The 18,560-nt window shown below is 61.3% G+C and carries 19 protein-coding genes; all 19 read left to right on the top strand.

What is annotated here, in order from left to right:
* Position 1 precedes the first annotated feature (1 nt).
* The 19 genes from fliD to fliN all read left to right on the top strand — a co-directional run bounded on the left by fliD (position 2) and on the right by fliN (position 18,559).
* The gene (fliD, locus tag LJX92_RS18670; protein ID WP_005790092.1) at positions 2 to 1,369 is read left to right on the top strand and encodes a flagellar filament capping protein FliD; all 1,368 of its coding nucleotides are present in this window, start codon (positions 2 to 4) and stop codon (positions 1,367 to 1,369) included.
* 128 nt (positions 1,370 to 1,497) lie between these two features.
* Positions 1,498 to 1,887: a flagellar export chaperone FliS gene (gene fliS / locus LJX92_RS18665; RefSeq protein ID WP_005790090.1), complete on the top strand. Its 390-nt coding sequence runs from the start codon at positions 1,498 to 1,500 to the stop codon at positions 1,885 to 1,887.
* A gap of 25 nt (positions 1,888 to 1,912) precedes the next feature.
* Positions 1,913 to 2,209 carry a hypothetical protein gene (locus LJX92_RS18660; protein WP_014719354.1) on the top strand — a complete coding sequence of 99 codons (297 nt, stop codon included), beginning with the start codon at positions 1,913 to 1,915 and terminating at the stop codon, positions 2,207 to 2,209.
* A gap of 169 nt (positions 2,210 to 2,378) precedes the next feature.
* Positions 2,379 to 3,851 carry a sigma-54 dependent transcriptional regulator gene (locus tag LJX92_RS18655; RefSeq protein WP_032880059.1) on the top strand — a complete coding sequence of 491 codons (1,473 nt, stop codon included), beginning with the start codon at positions 2,379 to 2,381 and terminating at the stop codon, positions 3,849 to 3,851.
* 110 nt (positions 3,852 to 3,961) lie between these two features.
* Positions 3,962 to 5,173, top strand: coding sequence for a sensor histidine kinase (locus tag LJX92_RS18650; RefSeq protein WP_005790086.1), 1,212 nt, complete (start codon positions 3,962 to 3,964; stop codon positions 5,171 to 5,173).
* Positions 5,174 to 5,180: 7 nt separating this feature from the next.
* A complete protein-coding gene (locus LJX92_RS18645) occupies positions 5,181 to 6,557 on the top strand; it encodes a sigma-54-dependent transcriptional regulator (RefSeq protein WP_032880060.1) in 1,377 nt (458 codons plus the stop codon).
* A 131-nt stretch (positions 6,558 to 6,688) separates the two neighbouring features.
* Positions 6,689 to 7,018 carry a flagellar hook-basal body complex protein FliE gene (gene fliE, locus LJX92_RS18640; protein ID WP_005790083.1) on the top strand — a complete coding sequence of 110 codons (330 nt, stop codon included), beginning with the start codon at positions 6,689 to 6,691 and terminating at the stop codon, positions 7,016 to 7,018.
* Positions 7,019 to 7,034: 16 nt separating this feature from the next.
* Positions 7,035 to 8,810, top strand: a complete 1,776-nt coding sequence (gene fliF / locus LJX92_RS18635) for a flagellar basal-body MS-ring/collar protein FliF (protein ID WP_032880061.1) — start codon at positions 7,035 to 7,037, stop codon at positions 8,808 to 8,810.
* Positions 8,803 to 9,819: a flagellar motor switch protein FliG gene (fliG, locus tag LJX92_RS18630; RefSeq protein ID WP_003192957.1), complete on the top strand. Its 1,017-nt coding sequence runs from the start codon at positions 8,803 to 8,805 to the stop codon at positions 9,817 to 9,819. Before fliF ends, fliG begins: the two co-directional genes overlap by 8 nt.
* Before the next feature lie 10 nt (positions 9,820 to 9,829).
* Entirely contained in the window at positions 9,830 to 10,594 is a 765-nt protein-coding gene (gene fliH / locus LJX92_RS18625; protein ID WP_032880062.1) for a flagellar assembly protein FliH, read from the top strand.
* A complete protein-coding gene (fliI, locus tag LJX92_RS18620) occupies positions 10,584 to 11,942 on the top strand; it encodes a flagellar protein export ATPase FliI (RefSeq protein ID WP_005790078.1) in 1,359 nt (452 codons plus the stop codon). Before fliH ends, fliI begins: the two co-directional genes overlap by 11 nt.
* A gap of 3 nt (positions 11,943 to 11,945) precedes the next feature.
* The gene (gene fliJ / locus LJX92_RS18615; protein WP_005790077.1) at positions 11,946 to 12,395 is read left to right on the top strand and encodes a flagellar export protein FliJ; all 450 of its coding nucleotides are present in this window, start codon (positions 11,946 to 11,948) and stop codon (positions 12,393 to 12,395) included.
* A gap of 185 nt (positions 12,396 to 12,580) precedes the next feature.
* The gene (locus tag LJX92_RS18610) at positions 12,581 to 12,886 is read left to right on the top strand and encodes an STAS domain-containing protein (RefSeq protein ID WP_103733684.1); all 306 of its coding nucleotides are present in this window, start codon (positions 12,581 to 12,583) and stop codon (positions 12,884 to 12,886) included.
* The gene (locus LJX92_RS18605) at positions 12,883 to 14,601 is read left to right on the top strand and encodes a fused response regulator/phosphatase (protein WP_032880064.1); all 1,719 of its coding nucleotides are present in this window, start codon (positions 12,883 to 12,885) and stop codon (positions 14,599 to 14,601) included. Before LJX92_RS18610 ends, LJX92_RS18605 begins: the two co-directional genes overlap by 4 nt.
* Positions 14,602 to 14,631: 30 nt before the next feature.
* Entirely contained in the window at positions 14,632 to 14,988 is a 357-nt protein-coding gene (locus LJX92_RS18600; RefSeq protein ID WP_032880065.1) for an Hpt domain-containing protein, read from the top strand.
* A gap of 69 nt (positions 14,989 to 15,057) precedes the next feature.
* Positions 15,058 to 16,356, top strand: coding sequence for a flagellar hook-length control protein FliK (locus tag LJX92_RS18595; RefSeq protein WP_228308795.1), 1,299 nt, complete (start codon positions 15,058 to 15,060; stop codon positions 16,354 to 16,356).
* 210 nt (positions 16,357 to 16,566) lie between these two features.
* A complete protein-coding gene (gene fliL / locus LJX92_RS18590) occupies positions 16,567 to 17,070 on the top strand; it encodes a flagellar basal body-associated protein FliL (protein WP_228308794.1) in 504 nt (167 codons plus the stop codon).
* 9 nt (positions 17,071 to 17,079) lie between these two features.
* The gene (gene fliM, locus LJX92_RS18585; protein WP_005790068.1) at positions 17,080 to 18,048 is read left to right on the top strand and encodes a flagellar motor switch protein FliM; all 969 of its coding nucleotides are present in this window, start codon (positions 17,080 to 17,082) and stop codon (positions 18,046 to 18,048) included.
* 43 nt (positions 18,049 to 18,091) lie between these two features.
* Positions 18,092 to 18,559 carry a flagellar motor switch protein FliN gene (gene fliN / locus LJX92_RS18580; RefSeq protein ID WP_005790067.1) on the top strand — a complete coding sequence of 156 codons (468 nt, stop codon included), beginning with the start codon at positions 18,092 to 18,094 and terminating at the stop codon, positions 18,557 to 18,559.
* The last annotated feature ends 1 nt before the right edge of the window (position 18,560 follow it).

Genomic DNA, 18,560 nt, shown 5'->3' with positions numbered 1-18,560 from the left:
AATGGCTAGTTCAACGATTTCCGGCCCTGGTTCGGGCTACGACACGCAAGCTATCGTCAAGGCGTTGGTGGGGGCTGAACAAGCGCCTAAACAACAGCAGATCACCAACGAGCAGAAAACTGCCACCGTCCAGTTGTCGGCAGTTGGTTCGATCAAGACGGCGTTGGAGGCCTATCAGGCGGCGATCACCAAGTTGAATAACCCCTCCGCGTTCAATGGGCTGGCGGCAAGTTCTTCGGAAGAGAAAAACGCCAAGGTGACGTTGGGTGACGGAGCATCCAGTGGCAAGTACGTGTTGCAAGTCGATAACCTGGCAACCGCTTCAAAAGTTACCACTGCGGTGAATGCTGAGGGTGCCTCGGGCAAGGCCAACACTACAGACGAAGACCAAACGCTGACCATCAACCAGTCGGGTAAAAGCTTCGATGTGGTGATTCCAGGTGGCGCGACCCTGCAACAGGTGCGAGAGTCAATCAATACCCAGCTCTCGTCGCAGGGTATCAGTGCCAACGTATTGAGCGACTCCAATGGTGCGCGACTGGTACTGACCTCGACCAATATGGGCGAAGGCACCGACATCACCCTCAGCGGTGATTCGCAACTGGCCAGCGGGTATGACAAAGGCACGCCGCCGACCAACGCCAAGTACTCCATCGACGGCATTGCAATGTCATCCAGCAGCAACAAAATCACGTCGGCGATCAGTGGCGTCACGTTGGAGCTGTTGGACACCATTGATGTGAAAAAACCGACGACCATTACCGTGGCCAGTAACACTGACACGTTGAAAACCTCGGTACAGTCCTTCGTCAGTGCGTACAACACGCTGATGACCGCCATCAATACCCAGACCAAAGTTACTGCAACCGGTGACGCGTCGACTACCACTGCCGGTGCGTTGACCGGCGATGCATCAATGCGTCAATTGGTGAACAGCCTGCGCTCCGAACTGGTCAGCGGCTCCGGCGCGGGCACCATGACCAGCCTGGCCCAGATGGGTATCACCACCGATCAGAAAACCGGCCTGCTGAGCCTGGATGACAAGACGTGGGACAAGGCGGTAGTCAAAGGCGCTGGCGATATTGCCAAGCTGTTCACCGGCGACACTGGTTTGATCACGCGCATGAACAAGGCGACGAAGAGCTACGTGGGCACCACCGGCACCCTGGCAACCCGGGCGACGGATCTCAACAACAAGTTGACCGACTTGACCAAAGAGACGGCCGACCTGACACGACGTATGGACGCCTTGCAAAAATCCCTGACCGCCAAGTACACGGCCATGGACACCATGATCGCGCAGATCAACGCCAGCAGCTCCAGCATCCTGACCACCCTCAACTCGCTGAACAATCCGAAATCGAACTGATGGGCGGCGCGCTTTCAGGCCCTGATTCAGGGCCTTGGCGTATGGTTGGGAATTAAAGTTTTCGTCGCCACGGTCGAAAAACTGGTTAAGCAAACCTATTCGATTGTCGCCAGTAACGAGGTAGCAACATGAACCCGATGAGAGCCCTTCGCCAATACCAGAAGGTCAGTTCCCATGCCCAGGTCTCCGAAGCCAGCCCGCACCGCCTGGTGCAGATGCTGATGGAAGGAGGCCTTGATCGCATGGCGCAGGCCAAGGGCGCATTGAACCGTGGGGATATTGCCCAGAAAGGGCTGATGCTGGGCAAGGCGATTGAAATTATCTCTGGCCTGCGTGACGGCCTGGAGCCAGAAAAGGCCGAAGATCCGGCGGCAGTGCACCAGTTGGACGCCTTGTATGGCTATATGAGCAATCGTTTGGTCGAGGCCAACCAGGTGAATGACGCCGAGATAATCGACGAAGTTGCCCGCCTGCTGATCACCGTCAAGACCGGCTGGGATGCCATCGCTCCACAATAAGGCCGATCGCCTTGAGGGACACATCATGAGCCATGCACTGCAACGCATCGACGAAACCCGCGAAGCCCTTCTCGGCGCGCTGGCTGAGCGCAATTGGGAAGCCGTGGGCGAGTTGGACTTGGGTTGCCGCGCGGTGATTGATGAGGTGCTCAGCGAAGCGCCGGTGGACGAGGGCGCCTTGCGCGAGAAACTGGAAAGCCTGTTGGTGGTGTATCAGCAGTTGCTGGAGGTCACGACCGGCGAGCGCCAGGCGATTTTCGAAGAGATGTCGCAGATCAACCAAGCGAAAAATGCGTCAAAGGTTTACCATCTCTTCGGTTGAACGGGCGCAGTTAATCCGCACGGCGCGTCATATATTTGACTGTGCCAGCATTTTTGACTTAACTAGTGCTGTTTTCAGATTTCAGACGTCTAGTAGGTAACAAATCTTACAGGCGTCTTGATTGCCCTCATTCCGGGGCAGGAAGTTTTACTAGGGAAGTTGCTATTGCATGTGGCGTGAAACCAAAATTCTGCTGATCGATGACGATAGCGTCCGCCGCCGCGATTTAGCGGTGATTTTAAATTTTCTTGGTGAAGAAAATTTACCCTGCGGCAGCCACGATTGGCAGCAGGCGGTCAGCTCGTTGGCGTCGAGCCGTGAAGTCATCTGTGTATTGATCGGGACGGTAAACGCTCCTGGCGCAGTTCTGGGCCTGTTAAAGACACTGTCAACCTGGGATGAGTTCCTTCCGGTGTTGCTGATGGGCGATATTTCTTCTGTGGACCTGCCGGAAGACCAGCGCCGCCGCGTGCTTTCCACCCTGGAAATGCCGCCCAGCTACAGCAAATTGCTCGATTCGCTGCACCGCGCCCAGGTCTATCGCGAGATGTACGACCAGGCCCGCGAACGTGGCCGTCACCGTGAACCCAACCTGTTTCGCAGCCTCGTCGGCACCAGCCGGGCGATCCAGCACGTGCGCCAGATGATGCAGCAAGTGGCCGACACCGACGCCAGCGTGCTGATCCTCGGCGAGTCGGGCACCGGCAAGGAAGTGGTCGCGCGCAACCTGCACTATCACTCCAAGCGTCGCGACGGGCCTTTTGTGCCGGTCAACTGCGGGGCGATCCCGGCAGAGCTGCTGGAAAGCGAGCTGTTCGGCCACGAGAAGGGCGCCTTTACCGGGGCGATCACCAGCCGTGCCGGGCGTTTCGAGCTGGCCAATGGCGGCACGCTGTTCCTTGACGAAATCGGCGACATGCCACTGCCGATGCAGGTCAAGTTGCTGCGTGTGTTGCAGGAGCGCACCTTCGAGCGCGTGGGCAGCAACAAGACCCAGAGCGTGGACGTGCGCATCATTGCCGCCACCCACAAGAACCTCGAAAGCATGATCGAGGTCGGCAGCTTCCGCGAAGACCTGTACTACCGCCTCAACGTATTCCCCATCGAGATGGCCCCGCTGCGCGAGCGCGTGGAAGACATCCCGTTGCTGATGAACGAGCTGATCTCGCGCATGGAGCACGAAAAACGCGGCTCCATTCGTTTCAACTCCGCTGCGATCATGTCCCTGTGCCGCCACGGCTGGCCGGGTAACGTGCGTGAGCTGGCCAACCTGGTGGAGCGCATGGCGATCATGCATCCGTACGGGGTGATCGGCGTGGTCGAGTTGCCGAAGAAATTCCGCTACGTCGATGATGAAGACGAGCAGATGGACAGCCTGCGCAGTGACATGGAAGAGCGCGTGGCCATCAACGGTCATACCCCGGACTTCGGTGCCACCGCCATGCTGCCGCCCGAAGGCCTTGACCTCAAGGACTACCTCGGCAACTTGGAACAAGGGTTGATCCAGCAGGCCCTGGACGATGCGCATGGCATCGTTGCCCGCGCCGCCGAGCGTCTGCGCATCCGCCGCACCACCCTGGTGGAGAAGATGCGCAAGTACGGTATGAGCCGCAAAGAAGGTGATGAACAGGCGGATGATTGACGCCTGTTTTTCAACTAGCTGATTTATAGGTAGATTTTTTTCGGCACGGGTATTGCTACAGCCCTCGCAACGTTCCGTTTAACTGACGGTCAGCCAAGCGAGAGAGCATCATGCCCCACGCCGCCCAACTATCTTCGGCCCCTGCTATTCAGGGGCTGGTTTCGCCTGTAGAGCCACCGACCCGCCAGGGCCTGGAACAAGCGTTCTCGCAGTTCAACCAGATGTCGAGCCAACTGACCGACTCCTACAGCCTGCTTGAGGCTCGTGTTTCCGAGCTCAAGGGCGAGCTGGCGGTGGTCAGCGCCCAGCGCATGCAAGAGCTGGCGGAAAAAGAACGCCTGGCCAACCGTCTGCAAAATCTTCTGGACCTGTTGCCCGGCGGCGTGATCGTCATCGACGACCAGGGCCGTGTGCGCGAAGCCAACCCGGCGGCCTGCGACCTGCTGGGCCTACCGCTGGAAGGCGAGCTGTGGCGCCATGTCATCACCCGCTGCTTTGCGCCGCGAGAAGATGACGGTCACGAAGTCTCCCTCAAGGACGGACGCCGCCTGTCTATCGCCACTCGCTCCCTGGATGCCGAGCCAGGCCAATTGGTGCTGCTCAATGACCTGACGCAAACCCGTCACCTGCAAGACCAGTTGGCCCGTCATGAGCGGCTGTCGTCGTTGGGCAGGATGGTCGCCTCGTTGGCGCATCAGATCCGCACGCCCTTGTCGGCGGCGTTGATCTACGCCAGTCATTTGACTGATGAGCAATTGCCTGTAGCCACTCAGCAACGATTTGCCGGGCGCCTCAAGGAGCGCTTGCATGAATTGGAGCACCAGGTGCGCGACATGCTGGTGTTTGCCCGCGGCGAATTGCCGCTGACCGACCGTGTCACGCCTGCCGGGTTGATGCAGGCCTTGCAAGCAGCGGCGGCGACCCATGTACAGGGCGCCAACCTGCGTTGGCAATGTGATAGCCACCAAGGCGAGTTGCTGTGCAACCGCGACACCCTGGTCGGCGCCTTGCTCAACCTGATCGAAAACGCCACTCAGGCCAGCGGCCCGGATGCACGTCTTAAAGTGCACCTCTACGCCCGCGAACAAACCCTGCGCCTGTGTATCAGCGACAGCGGCAGCGGCATCGACCCCCAGGTGCTGCAGCGCCTGGGCGAGCCGTTTTTTACCACCAAGACTAACGGCACTGGCCTGGGCCTGACCGTGGTCAAGGCAGTGGCACGCGCCCATCAGGGAGAATTGCAGTTGCGCTCCCGGTTGGGGCGCGGCACCTGTGCATTGATGACCTTGCCGCTGTTTTCCAGCGCGGCGAGCGCGGAGTAAAAGGATTATGGCTATCAAGGTTTTATTGGTGGAAGACGATCGCGCCCTGCGTGAAGCATTGGCTGACACGCTGCTGTTGGCGGGCCATGACTACCGTGCGGTCGGCTCTGCCGAGGAGGCCTTGGCGGCGGTCGAGCAGGAAGCCTTCAGCCTGGTGGTCAGCGATGTGAACATGCCCGGCATGGACGGCCACCAGTTGCTCGGCCTGCTGCGTGCGCGCCAGCCGCAGCTGCCGGTGCTGCTGATGACTGCCCATGGCGCCGTGGAGCGGGCGGTGGACGCCATGCGCCAGGGTGCGGCGGATTACCTGGTCAAACCGTTCGAGCCCAAGGCGTTGATCGAGCTGGTCGCCCGACATGCCCTGGGTGTGATGTCGGCGGGCGAGGGTGACGGCCCGATAGCCTTTGAACCGGCCAGCGCGCAATTGCTGGAACTGGCAGCGCGGGTGGCGCGCAGTGATTCCACTGTGCTGATTTCCGGCGAATCCGGCACCGGTAAAGAAGTGTTGGCACGCTACATCCACCAGCAGTCCAGCCGTGCCCAGCAACCGTTCATTGCGATCAACTGTGCGGCGATCCCCGACAACATGCTCGAAGCGACGTTGTTCGGCCATGAAAAGGGCTCGTTCACCGGCGCCATCGCGGCCCAGGCCGGCAAGTTCGAACAGGCCGACGGCGGTACCATCCTGCTCGACGAAATCTCGGAAATGCCCCTGGGCCTGCAAGCCAAGTTGCTGCGTGTGTTGCAGGAGCGTGAAGTGGAGCGCGTGGGGGCACGCAAGCCGATCCAGCTGGATATCCGCGTGGTTGCCACCACCAACCGCGACCTGGCCGGCGAAGTGGCGGCGGGGCGCTTCCGGGAGGACCTGTTCTACCGGCTCTCGGTGTTCCCCCTGGCCTGGCGCCCGTTGCGCGAGCGCCCGGCGGATATCATTCCGTTGGCCGAGCGCCTGCTGAACAACCACGTCAAAAAAATGAAGCATGCCCAGGCGCGGTTATCGCCGCAGGCTCAGGCGTGCCTGGTCAGCTATCCGTGGCCGGGCAACGTGCGCGAGCTGGACAATGCCATCCAGCGCGCGCTGATTTTGCAGCAGGGCGGGTTGATCCAGCCCCAGGATTTTTGCCTGGCCATGGGCAATGGTGCTGCGCCGTTGCCCAGCCTGGCGCCAGCGCCGGTGGTTGCCGAGGCAGAATCGGCCGGTGCCCTGGGCGATGACCTGCGCCGCCGTGAATTCCAGATGATCATCGACACCCTGCGCGCTGAGCGTGGCCGCCGCAAAGAAGCGGCCGAGCGCCTCGGCATCAGCCCGCGCACCTTGCGCTACAAGCTGGCGCAGATGCGCGATGCTGGTATGGATGTGGAAGCTTATCTTTTCGCCACATGACCGGTAACAAGTTCTACAAGCTTTGTCGCCTTTTCTTACGAGTTGCTCCAGAGCTGGCACCCTTGTTGCTACCACCCCTAGTAACCGCTGCGTAGTGTCAAAAAATTGCGGGTCGTCGGAGAGAGAAGGTCATGAGCCAGGGTATTGAGTTCAATCGGTTGATGTTGGATATGCGCGCCATGCAAATGGATGCCATGGCTCAACCGAAATCCGTCGCGCCAGCGCCGGAATTGGGCCAAAGCAGTTTTGCCGACATGCTCGGTCAGGCAATCAATAAAGTCAGTGATACCCAACAGGCCTCCAGCCAGTTGGCAACGGCGTTCGAGATCGGTAAAAGCGGCGTGGACCTCACCGATGTGATGGTCGCCTCGCAAAAGGCCAGTGTGTCCTTCCAGGCCTTGACTCAAGTGCGTAACAAGCTGGTTCAGGCTTATCAAGACATCATGCAGATGCCGGTTTAAGGACGAGATTTAAGTCATGGCAGAAGCACTCTCCGACAACCTCCCCGCCAAGGCAGACGGCAAGCCGCCGTTGTTTGGCCTGTCGTTCCTGGAAAACCTCTCGCAAATGACCATGCTGCGTCAGGTGGGCCTGATGGTCGGCCTGGCGGCCAGCGTGGCGATTGGTTTTGCCGTGGTGTTGTGGTCGCAACAACCCGATTACCGCCCACTGTACGGCAGCCTGTCGGGCATGGATTCCAAGCAGATCATGGAAACCCTCGCCGCTGCCGACATCGCTTACACCGTGGAGCCCAACTCCGGCGCCTTGCTGGTCAAGTCTGATGACGTGGCCCGTGCACGGATGAAACTGGCCGCCGCTGGCGTGGCGCCGTCCGACAGCAATATCGGTTTCGAGATTCTCGACAAGGACCAGGGCCTGGGCACCAGCCAGTTCATGGAAGCCACCCGTTATCGCCGTGGCCTGGAAGGCGAACTGGCGCGCACCATCTCCAGCCTGAATAACGTCAAGGGTGCCCGTGTGCACCTGGCGATTCCGAAAAGCTCGGTGTTCGTGCGTGATGAACGCAAGCCCAGCGCTTCGGTACTGGTCGAACTGTTTGCCGGCCGCTCCCTGGAGCCTGGCCAGGTGCTGGCGATCGTCAACCTGGTGGCCACCAGCGTTCCCGAATTGAGCAAGTCGCAAATCACCGTGGTCGATCAGAAGGGCAACCTGCTCTCCGACATGGCCGAAAACTCCGCGCTGACCCAGGCCGGCAAGCAATTCGACTACAGCCGCCGCATGGAAAGCATGCTCACCCAGCGCGTGCACAACATCCTGCAACCGGTGCTGGGCAACGACCGCTACAAGGCTGAAGTGTCCGCCGACGTAGACTTCAGCGCTGTCGAATCGACCTCCGAACAGTTCAACCCTGACCAGCCGGCCCTGCGCAGCGAGCAGTCCACCAGCGAGCAGCGCACCGCCGCCAATGGCCCGCAAGGTGTGCCGGGGGCCTTGAGCAACCAGCCACCGTCGGCCGCCTCGGCACCGCAGACCACTGGCGGCGCCGCTGCCACTGCTGGCGCGATCCAGCCTGGCCAGCCGCTGCTGGATGCCAACGGCCAGCAGATCATGGACCCGGCCACCGGCCAGCCGATGCTCGCACCGTACCCGGCGGACAAGCGTAACCAGTCCACCAAGAACTTCGAACTCGATCGCTCTATCAGCCACACCAAGCAGCAACAGGGCAAGATCAATCGCCTGTCGGTGTCGGTGGTGGTCGATGACCAGGTCAAGGTCAACCCAGCCGATGGCGCCGTGACCCGTGCGCCCTGGACCGCCGACGAATTGGCGCGCTTCACCCGCCTGGTACAGGACGCCGTCGGTTTCGACGCCAGCCGTGGCGACAGCGTCAGTGTGATCAACATGCCGTTCTCCGCCGAGCGCGCTGAAGTGATCAGCGACCCTGCGTTCTACACCCAGCCGTGGTTCTGGGACATCGTCAAGCAAGTGCTGGGGGTGTTGTTCATCTTGGTGCTGGTGTTCGGCGTGCTGCGCCCGGTGCTCAACAACATCACCGGCGGCGGCAAGAAACAGCTTGCGCTCGCAGGTGGCGACGTCGAGTTGGGTGGCATGGGCGGCCTGGATGGCGAACTGGCCAACGACCGCGTCAGCCTTGGCGGCCCGCAAAGCATCCTGTTGCCAAGCCCGAGCGAAGGCTATGACGCTCAGTTGAACGCAATCAAGAGTCTGGTGGCAGAAGACCCGGGCCGTGTGGCCCAGGTCGTGAAAGAGTGGATTAACGCTGATGAATGATCGAGCCGCTGTGGCCAAGCTCTCTCGGGTCGACAAAGCCGCCGTGTTGCTGCTGTCCCTGGGTGAAACCGACGCTGCCCAAGTGCTGCGCCACATGGGCCCCAAAGAGGTCCAGCGTGTCGGCGTGGCGATGGCGCAGATGCGCAACGTGCACCGCGAGCAAGTCGAGCAGGTGATGAGCGAGTTCGTCGAGATCGTCGGCGACCAGACCAGCCTGGGCGTCGGCTCCGACAGCTACATTCGCAAGATGCTCACCTCGGCGCTGGGCGAAGACAAGGCCAACGGCCTGATCGACCGCATCCTGCTGGGCGGCAACACCAGTGGCCTGGACAGCCTCAAGTGGATGGAACCACGTGCGGTCGCCGACGTGATCCGCTACGAACACCCGCAGATCCAGGCGATCGTTGTGGCTTACCTGGACCCGGACCAGGCCGGTGAAGTGCTTGGCCACTTCGACCACAAAGTGCGCCTGGACATCATCCTGCGCGTGTCGTCGCTCAACACCGTACAACCGGCGGCCCTCAAGGAACTCAACACGATTCTGGAGAAGCAGTTCTCCGGCAACTCGAATGCCTCGCGCACCACCCTGGGTGGCATCAAGCGCGCGGCCGACATCATGAACTTCCTCGACAGCTCGGTCGAAGGCCAACTGATGGACTCGATCCGCGAGATCGACGACACCCTGTCCGGTCAGATCGAAGACCTGATGTTCGTGTTCAACAACCTTGCCGATGTCGACGACCGTGGCATCCAGGCGCTGTTGCGTGAAGTCTCCTCCGACGTGTTGGTGCTGGCCCTCAAGGGCTCGGACGAAAACGTCAAAGAGAAAATTTTCAAGAACATGTCCAAGCGCGCATCCGAACTGTTGCGTGACGACCTGGAAGCCAAGGGCCCGGTGCGCGTCAGCGATGTGGAAACCGCGCAGAAGGAAATCCTCACCATTGCCCGCCGTATGGCCGAAGCCGGAGAAATCGTTCTCGGCGGGAAGGGCGGCGAAGAAATGATCTAAGGCGCCTTGCATGTCGAACAAAGATGAGACGCCCAGCGATCTGATTCGCGCGCGGGATGTCGGCGGGTTCGACATCTGGTCGTTGCCCAGCTTCGACCCCCATGTGCCGGAGCCCGAGCCTGAGCCGGTCGAAGAGCTTCCGGTGGAAATGGAAGAAGTGCCGCTGGATGAAGTCCAGCCACTGACCCTCGAAGAGCTTGAAGCCATCCGCCAGGAAGCCTACAACGAAGGCTTTGCGGCGGGTGAGAAAGACGGTTTTCGCAGCACCACCCTCAAGGTCCGCCAGGAAGCCGAGGCAGCGCTGGGCACCCAGCTGGCCAGCCTGGAACGCCTGATGGGCAACCTGTTCGACCCGATTGCCGAGCAGGACACCCAACTGGAAAAATCCATGGTCGACCTGGTGCAGCACATTGCCCGCCAGGTGATCCAGCGTGAACTGGTGCTGGACTCCAGCCAGATCGAAAGCGTGATGCGTGAAGCCCTCAAGTTGCTGCCCCTGGGCGTCGGCAATGTGCGGCTGTACATCAACCCCCAGGATTTCGAGCAGGTCAAAGCCTTGCGCGAGCGCCATGAAGAAACCTGGCGCATCGTCGAGGACGCTTCGTTGCAACCCGGTGGGTGCCGTGTCGAAACCGAACACAGCCGCATCGATGCCACGGTGGAAACCCGCATCAGCCAGATCATGGCCAAATTGTTGGATCAACTGCATGAGCAAGCCCTGCATCCGGCAGCGCCTGACGTGAGCGTTGACCTGGACGCTCCCGATGCGCCTTGATCGCACCAGCTTTGCCAAGCGCCTGAGCAGCTACGCCGAGGCAACCGAATTGCCTGGCCAGCCGATCCTTGAAGGGCGCTTGTTGCGCATGGTTGGCCTGACCCTTGAAGCCGAGGGCTTGCGCGCCGCCATGGGCAGCCGCTGCCTGGTGATCAATGACGACAGCTACCACCCGGTGCAGGTCGAAGCCGAGGTGATGGGTTTTTCCGGCAACAAGATTTTCCTGATGCCGGTGGGCAGCCTGGCCGGTATTGCCCCGGGTGCTCGCGTGGTGCCGCTGGCCGACACGGGCCGCCTGCCCATGGGCATGAGTATGCTCGGCCGCGTACTCGACGGCGCCGGGCGTGCGCTGGATGGCAAGGGCGGCATGAAGGCCGAAGACTGGGTGCCGATGGACGGCCCCACCATCAACCCGCTCAACCGCAACCCCATCAGCGTGCCGCTGGATGTGGGCATTCGCAGCATCAACGGTTTATTGACGGTCGGCCGCGGCCAGCGCCTGGGCCTGTTCGCCGGTACCGGCGTGGGTAAGTCGGTGTTGCTGGGCATGATGACGCGCTTTACCGAGGCCGACATCATCGTGGTTGGGCTGATCGGTGAGCGGGGCCGTGAGGTCAAGGAGTTCATCGAGCACAGTCTCGGTGAAGAAGGGCTCAAGCGCTCGGTGGTGGTAGCGTCGCCTGCGGACGATGCGCCACTGATGCGCCTGCGCGCAGCCATGTACTGCACACGCATCGCCGAGTATTTCCGTGACAAGGGCAAGAATGTGCTGCTGCTGATGGATTCGCTCACGCGTTTCGCCCAGGCCCAGCGGGAAATCGCCTTGGCCATTGGTGAGCCACCGGCCACCAAAGGCTATCCGCCGTCGGTGTTCGCCAAACTGCCCAAGCTGGTGGAGCGCGCCGGTAATGCCGAGGCCGGCGGTGGCTCGATCACTGCGTTTTATACCGTGTTGTCCGAAGGCGACGACCAGCAAGATCCGATTGCCGACTCGGCGCGGGGCGTGCTCGACGGCCACATTGTGCTGTCGCGACGCCTGGCAGAAGAAGGGCACTACCCGGCCATCGACATCGAAGCGTCCATCAGCCGGGTGATGCCGGCGGTGGTCACCCCTGAGCATATGGCCCGTGCGCAGCAGTTCAAGCAACTGTGGTCGCGTTACCAGCAGAGCCGCGACCTGATCAGCGTCGGCGCCTATGTGGCCGGCGGCGATCGCGACACCGACCTGGCCATTGCCTTGCAACCACAGCTGGTGAACTACCTGCGCCAGGGCCTCAATGACAAGATCAGCATGGGCGAAAGCGAAGCGCATCTGCAGTCCATCTTCGCCCCCGCGCCAGGCGGTTAAGCCATGGCCAACAGCCGCGCCGCGCGCCTGGCCCCGGTGGTGGAAATGGCCGAAAAGGCCGAGAAAACCGCCGTGCAACGCCTGGGTTACTTTCAAGGCCAGGTGCGCCTGGCAGAGAGCAAGCTGGGCGACCTGGAGCGCTTTCGCCTGGAATACCAACAACAGTGGATCGAGCGCGGCAGCAAGGGCGTGTCGGGCCAGTGGTTGATGGGTTATCAGGGCTTTCTCAATCAGCTTGAAACAGCCGTCGGCCAGCAGCGCCAGAGCCTGGCCTGGCACCAGAACAACCTCGATAAAGCCCGGGAAAGCTGGCAGCAGGCGTTTGCCCGCGTGGAAGGTTTGCGCAAGCTGGTGCAGCGCTATATCGACGAAGCGCGGGCGATTGAAGATAAGCGCGAGCAAAAGCTGCTTGATGAATTGTCCCAACGCCTGCCCCGCCAGGAACAATTCTAACTAACGACGCAGGGTAAATGTGGGAGGGGGCTTGCTCCCGATAGCGGTGTGTCAGCCAGCAAATCCATTGCTGACACATCGCTATCGGGAGCAAGCCCCCTCCCACATTTGATTCGATGTGTTGCTCAGATCCGGTTCGCCTGCTAAACCTTGTTGCACAGTGCCAATGACAAGGAAGCAGTCACATGTCAATCGAGTCCGATGTATCCCTGGATGGGAAGAAGTTGACGATCGCAATCAAGGGCCGGTTCGATTTCGGCAGCCACCAAGACTTTCGCAATGTCTACGAGCATGTTTACCCCAAGCCGGAGACTGTTGTGGTGGACTTGAGGAGGACCACCTACATGGACAGTTCGGCCCTGGGCATGCTCTTGTTGCTGCGTGACCACACGGGTGGCGATACGTCCGATATTCGCGTGGTTAATAGCAACCCCGACGTGCGCAAGATCCTCGCCATTTCCAACTTCGACAAACTGTTCGATATCAGTTGAGCGCCTTGGCCCCGGTCCTTGAGGCGCTGACTATCCTGATCGCCGAAGACAGCGCCGCCGATCGGCTGTTGCTGTCGACCATCATCCGCCGCCAGGGCCATCAGGTGCTGACTGCCAGCAACGGTGCCGAGGCGGTGGAGATCTTCCGTCATGAGCGCCCGCAACTGGTGCTGATGGATGCGCTGATGCCGGTGATGGACGGCTTTGAAGCCGCCCGGCAGATCAAGCAGTTGGCGGGGGAGGCGCTGGTGCCGATCATCTTCCTCACCTCCCTGCGCGAAAGCGAAGCGCTGGCCCAATGCCTGGACGCCGGCGGCGATGACTTCTTGCCCAAACCTTACAACCCCCTGATATTGGCAGCGAAGATCAACGCCATGGATCGCCTGCGCCGCCTGCAGGCCACGGTCTTGCAACAACGCGACCTGATCGCCAGGCACCACGAGCACCTGATGCATGAGCAGCGGGCAGCCAAGGCGGTGTTCGACAAGGTTGCCCACTCCGGCTGTATCAATGCCGCACCCAATATCCGCTACCTGCAATCGCCCTATGCCTTGTTCAACGGTGATTTGCTGCTGGCGGCCTACACGCCGTCCGGTGACATGCACGTGTTGCTCGGCGATTTCACCGGCCATGGCTTGCCGGCCGCCATTGGCGCCATGCCGTTGGCCGAAGTGTTCTACGGCATGACTGCCAAGGGCTACGGCCTTACGCAGACCTTGCGGGAGATGAACGCCAAGCTCAAGCGCATCCTGCCGGTGGACATGTTCTGTTGCGCCACCTTGTTGTGCCTGAGCGCCCAGCGGCGTGCGGTCGAGGTGTGGAACGGCGGTATGCCCGAAGGCTATGTGCATGAAGTCGCCACTGGCAAGCGCACGCCGCTGATGTCGCGGCATCTGCCCCTGGGCGTGCTGTCGGCGGAAAGCTTTGATGACAGCACCGAGGTCTGGCCCATGGCCTTGGGCGACCGGGTGTTTCTGCTCTCCGATGGCGTGCTGGATACGGCTGACGCCAATGATCAACTGTTCGGCGCCGAGCGGTTGCAACAGGTGTTCGCTGCCAACCGCGAGCCTGACCGCCTGTTTGAGGATATCGAGCACGCCCTGGCTACGTTTCGGGGGCTGGCGCGCGATGACGTCAGCATGGTCGAGATCACTTTGCTCTCCGGCCAGGCGCTGCGAGTGGCCGAGCCGATGTATGCCGACAGCGGCCAGTCGTGCCCGCTGGATTGGTCGGTGGGTTTTGAGTTTCGCGCCCAGACGCTGCAGCGCTACAACCCGCTGCCGTACCTGCTGCAACTGCTGCTGGAGATCCATGGGTTGCGCGAGCAGAGCGGCGCGCTGTACAGCGTGATGGCGGAGTTGTATTCCAATGCCCTGGAACATGGTGTGCTGGGCCTGGACTCACGGCTCAAGCGCGATGCGCAAGGTTTTGCGCAGTATTATCATCAGCGCAATGAGCGTCTGGCGCAGCTGAGCAGTGGCTACGTGCGCGTGGATGTGCAGGTGGTACCGACCGACAAGGGCGGCAAGATGACCCTGTGCATCGAAGACAGCGGGCCGGGTTTTGATGTCGAACAGGAGCTGGCGCGGCCCTTGGAAGTTGACCGTCTGTCTGGCCGAGGGCTGAACCTGGTGCGTCAACTGAGCAGCGCTGTACGCTGGTCCGAGGGCGGGCGCCGTGTCTGCGTGGAGTTTTGCTGGGAAGCTCTGGCATAATCCGCTGATTCTTGATCAAGGAGCGAGCAAGTGGCTGAGATTCATCTGGACCCCGACGTGTTGTCGGGTTTGCAGGACGTCATGGAGGGTGAGTATCCCAAACTGCTCGACACCTTCCTCGATGACTCGCAAAAGCGCATCGAAGCGCTGCGCGACGCGCGCGACGATGCCAAGGCATTGGGACAGATTGCGCACAGTTTCAAAGGCAGCAGTGGCCACCTTGGGGCGGTGCGGCTGGCGCAGCTGTGTCAGCGCCTGGAGGCTGAGTCCGTCAAGCCATCATCGGATCTGGGCGAATTGGTTGACCAGATCGATCATGAGTTCGCGTTGGTCCGGCCGCTGTATGAGTCGGAGCGCCAACGTTCAGTTTCTGAATCATCGCGCTAAACCTGGCCCGACTCTTGCTCTATCTCCACAGACTGCATCCCCGACCCCATGCAGTGGAGAACCTTACCCATGCCAGTCGCCCCCAATTCGCTCCTTCAGGCTGCCCCTGCGGCCAAGCCGTCAGCGCCTGCCGCTAACCCGCCGGTAGCGGTTGCGGCCCCGCGAGACAAGGGCGCAGGCTTTGCTCAAGTGTTTGCCAACCAGGGCGCCAAGCCGACGCTGAAGGGCGACGACACCCCCAATAAGGTCACGCGTGACAAGCCTTCCGATACCGGCGCCAAACCGGCTGCCGGCAGCGACAAGCCTGCCGCCAGCAAGCCGGCGGTTGCCGATAGCGGCAATCCCTTGCCTGCCAAGCCGTCGGCCAAGCCCGATGACAGCGCCGGCACCGAGGGCGATAAACCCAGCGATCCAGTTTTGGCGCAGTCACCTGCGGTAGACCCTGTTGTCGACCCTGCGGTAATCGCCGCCGCGACGCCGGTGGCGGTGCCTGTACAAGTGTCGGCGGTTGACGAGGACGCCAAGGCCCAGCCGGTGGTCGCTGTGGTCGAGGAGGCCTTCGACCCGCAGGCTGATCCCCTGGATGCGATGCCGGCCGTACGCCTGGCGATGGAGCAGGGCGGTCATGTGTCGGCCAGCAGCCAGACACCGCAGAAAAGCGCAGCCGCCCCTACGGATCAACCGACCGCCGCGCAGAGCTTTGCCGCTGGCCTGGCCACGATGGTCGACCAGCAAGCCACCAAGGACAGCACCGACCAGGGTGGCGACAAGGCGTTTGGTGCGTTGATCGATGACGGCCTCAAGGACCTCAAGAACGCCAGCAGCGACACCCGCGTGGACGATTTCGCCAACCGCCTCGCCGCGCTGACCCAGGCCGCCACGCCCAAAACCGCCAACGCCTTGCCGCCGGTTGCCAATGCACCGCTGGCCATGCACCAGAGCGGCTGGACCGAAGAGGTCGTCAACCGCGTGATGTACCTCTCCAGCGCCAACCTCAAGTCGGCCGAGATCCAGTTGCAGCCGGCTGAGCTGGGACGTCTGGATATCAAGGTCAACATGACGGCGGACCAGCAGGCCCAGGTCAATTTCATGAGCGGCCATGCGGTGGTGCGTGAAGCGCTGGAAAGCCAGTCTGGCCGCTTGCGTGAGATGTTTGCCCAGCAGGGGATGGGGCAGGTGGATGTGAATGTGTCCGACCAGTCCCGTGGGCAGGACCAGCAGCAACAGCAGGGCCAGGCGCGGGGGGTGAGCGGCAGCGGCAGGCGTGCTGACAGCGGCGACGCTGGTGGCCCTGTGGACTTGGCCGAAGTGGCGGGGCCCGTGAGCCAGAGCGTGATCGGCTCCAGCGCGGTCGACTACTACGCCTGACTTCCTGTCCAAACCCGGTCAGTGTGGGAGCTGGCTTGCCTGCGATGGCGGTGTATCAGTGACACATATGTGAACTGACCCACCGCCATCGCAGGCAAGCCAGCTCCCACATTTGATTTGGGTTGCCTTCGCGCCAGACAACTCTGGCATAACACTTGCTCTTGCCTTCCCGTAGATCTATGAATTCCCGAATAGTGACGGATTATTGGCATGGCGAAGAGCGACGACGCAGCAACTCCCCCCGCAGCAGGCAAAGGCAAGCTCAAGCTGATCCTGTTGATTGTGCTGGGCCTGCTTTTGGCTATCGGTGCCTCGATTGGCGGCACCTGGTACATCATGCACAGCAGTGCAAGCAAGCCGGCACCCGCCGCCGATGCCGCCACCAACGTCAAGCAACCGGCAATCTTCGAGCAGATGCTCCCGGCGTTTGTTGCCAATTACAACGTCAACGGTCGCCAGCGCTACCTGCAAGTGAGCATTACCTTGCTGGCGCGCAACCAGGCGGACCTGGATGCCCTCAAGGTGCATATGCCGGTGATCCGCAACAACCTGGTGATGCTGTTCTCCGGGCAGAGCTTCGACAGCCTGGCCACGCCGGTCGGCCAGGAAATGCTACGCCAGAAGGTCACTGCCAGCGTGCAGGAAGTGGCCCAGAAAGAGCTCGGCAAAGTCGTGGTCGAGCAGGCGCTCTTCACTAACTTCGTATTGCAGTAGGATCACGACATGGCCGTGCAAGACCTGCTGTCCCAGGATGAAATCGACGCGCTGTTGCACGGCGTGGACGATGGTCTGGTACAGACCGAAATGGCTGCCGAACCCGGCAGCGTCAAAAGTTATGACCTGACCAGCCAGGATCGCATCGTTCGTGGACGCATGCCGACCCTGGAAATGATCAACGAGCGTTTCGCCCGCTACACCCGTATCAGCATGTTCAACATGCTGCGCCGTTCGGCGGACGTGGCGGTGGGCGGCGTGCAGGTGATGAAGTTCGGTGAATACGTGCACTCGCTGTACGTGCCCACCAGCCTCAACCTGGTCAAGATCAAGCCGCTGCGCGGCACCGCGCTGTTCATCCTCGACGCCAAACTGGTGTTCAAGCTGGTGGACAACTTCTTCGGCGGCGACGGCCGTCACGCCAAGATCGAAGGGCGTGAATTCACCCCCACCGAACTGCGTGTCGTGCGCATGGTGCTGGAGCAAGCCTTCATCGACTTGAAGGAAGCGTGGCAAGCGATCATGGAAGTCAATTTCGAGTACATCAACTCGGAAGTGAACCCAGCCATGGCCAACATCGTCGGCCCCAGCGAGGCGATTGTGGTGTCGACCTTCCACATCGAGCTCGATGGCGGTGGCGGTGACCTGCACGTGACCATGCCGTACTCGATGATCGAGCCGGTGCGCGAAATGCTCGACGCCGGTTTCCAGTCCGACCTCGACGATCAGGACGAGCGCTGGGTCAAGGCCCTGCGCGAAGACCTGCTGGATGTCGACGTGCCCCTGAGCGCCACCGTGGCCCGTCGGCAGTTGCGCCTGCGCGATATTTTGCACATGCAGCCCGGGGATGTGATCCCTGTCGACCTGCCGGAAGAACTGATCATGCGCGCCAATGGCGTGCCGTCGTTCAAGGTCAAGCTCGGTTCCCACAAAGGCAACCTGGCGTTGCAAGTGGTTGAGCCGATCAACCGACGCTGATTCAACCCTAATTCATGATTGTTTGCTGCGCCGAGGACATGTAATGGCTACCGAACACGAAAACACTTCCGCCGAAGACCAGGCCCTGGCTGACGAGTGGGCCGCGGCCCTGGAAGAAACCGGCGATGTCGGCCAGGACGACATCGACGCACTGCTGGCCGCCGACGCCGCCACTGCGCCTGCCGGCAAGCGCCTGCCGATGGAAGAATTTGGCAGCGTGCCGAAGAACAATGAGCCGGTGACCCTCGACGGCCCGAACCTGGATGTGATTCTTGACATCCCCGTGTCGATTTCCATGGAAGTGGGCAGCACCGAAATCAATATCCGCAACTTGCTGCAACTCAACCAGGGCTCGGTGATCGAGTTGGACCGCCTGGCCGGTGAGCCACTGGACGTGCTGGTCAACGGCACGCTGATCGCCCACGGCGAAGTGGTGGTGGTCAATGAGAAGTTCGGCATCCGCCTGACGGACGTGATCAGCCCGAGCGAACGCATCAAGAAGTTGCGCTGAG

It is taken from the genome of Pseudomonas sp. HN8-3 (genome assembly GCF_020790195.1).
GTDB lineage: Bacteria > Pseudomonadota > Gammaproteobacteria > Pseudomonadales > Pseudomonadaceae > Aquipseudomonas > Aquipseudomonas synxantha_A.
Note: the sequence above shows the minus strand (reverse complement) of the source record. Positions and strands in the feature narration are given on the sequence as shown.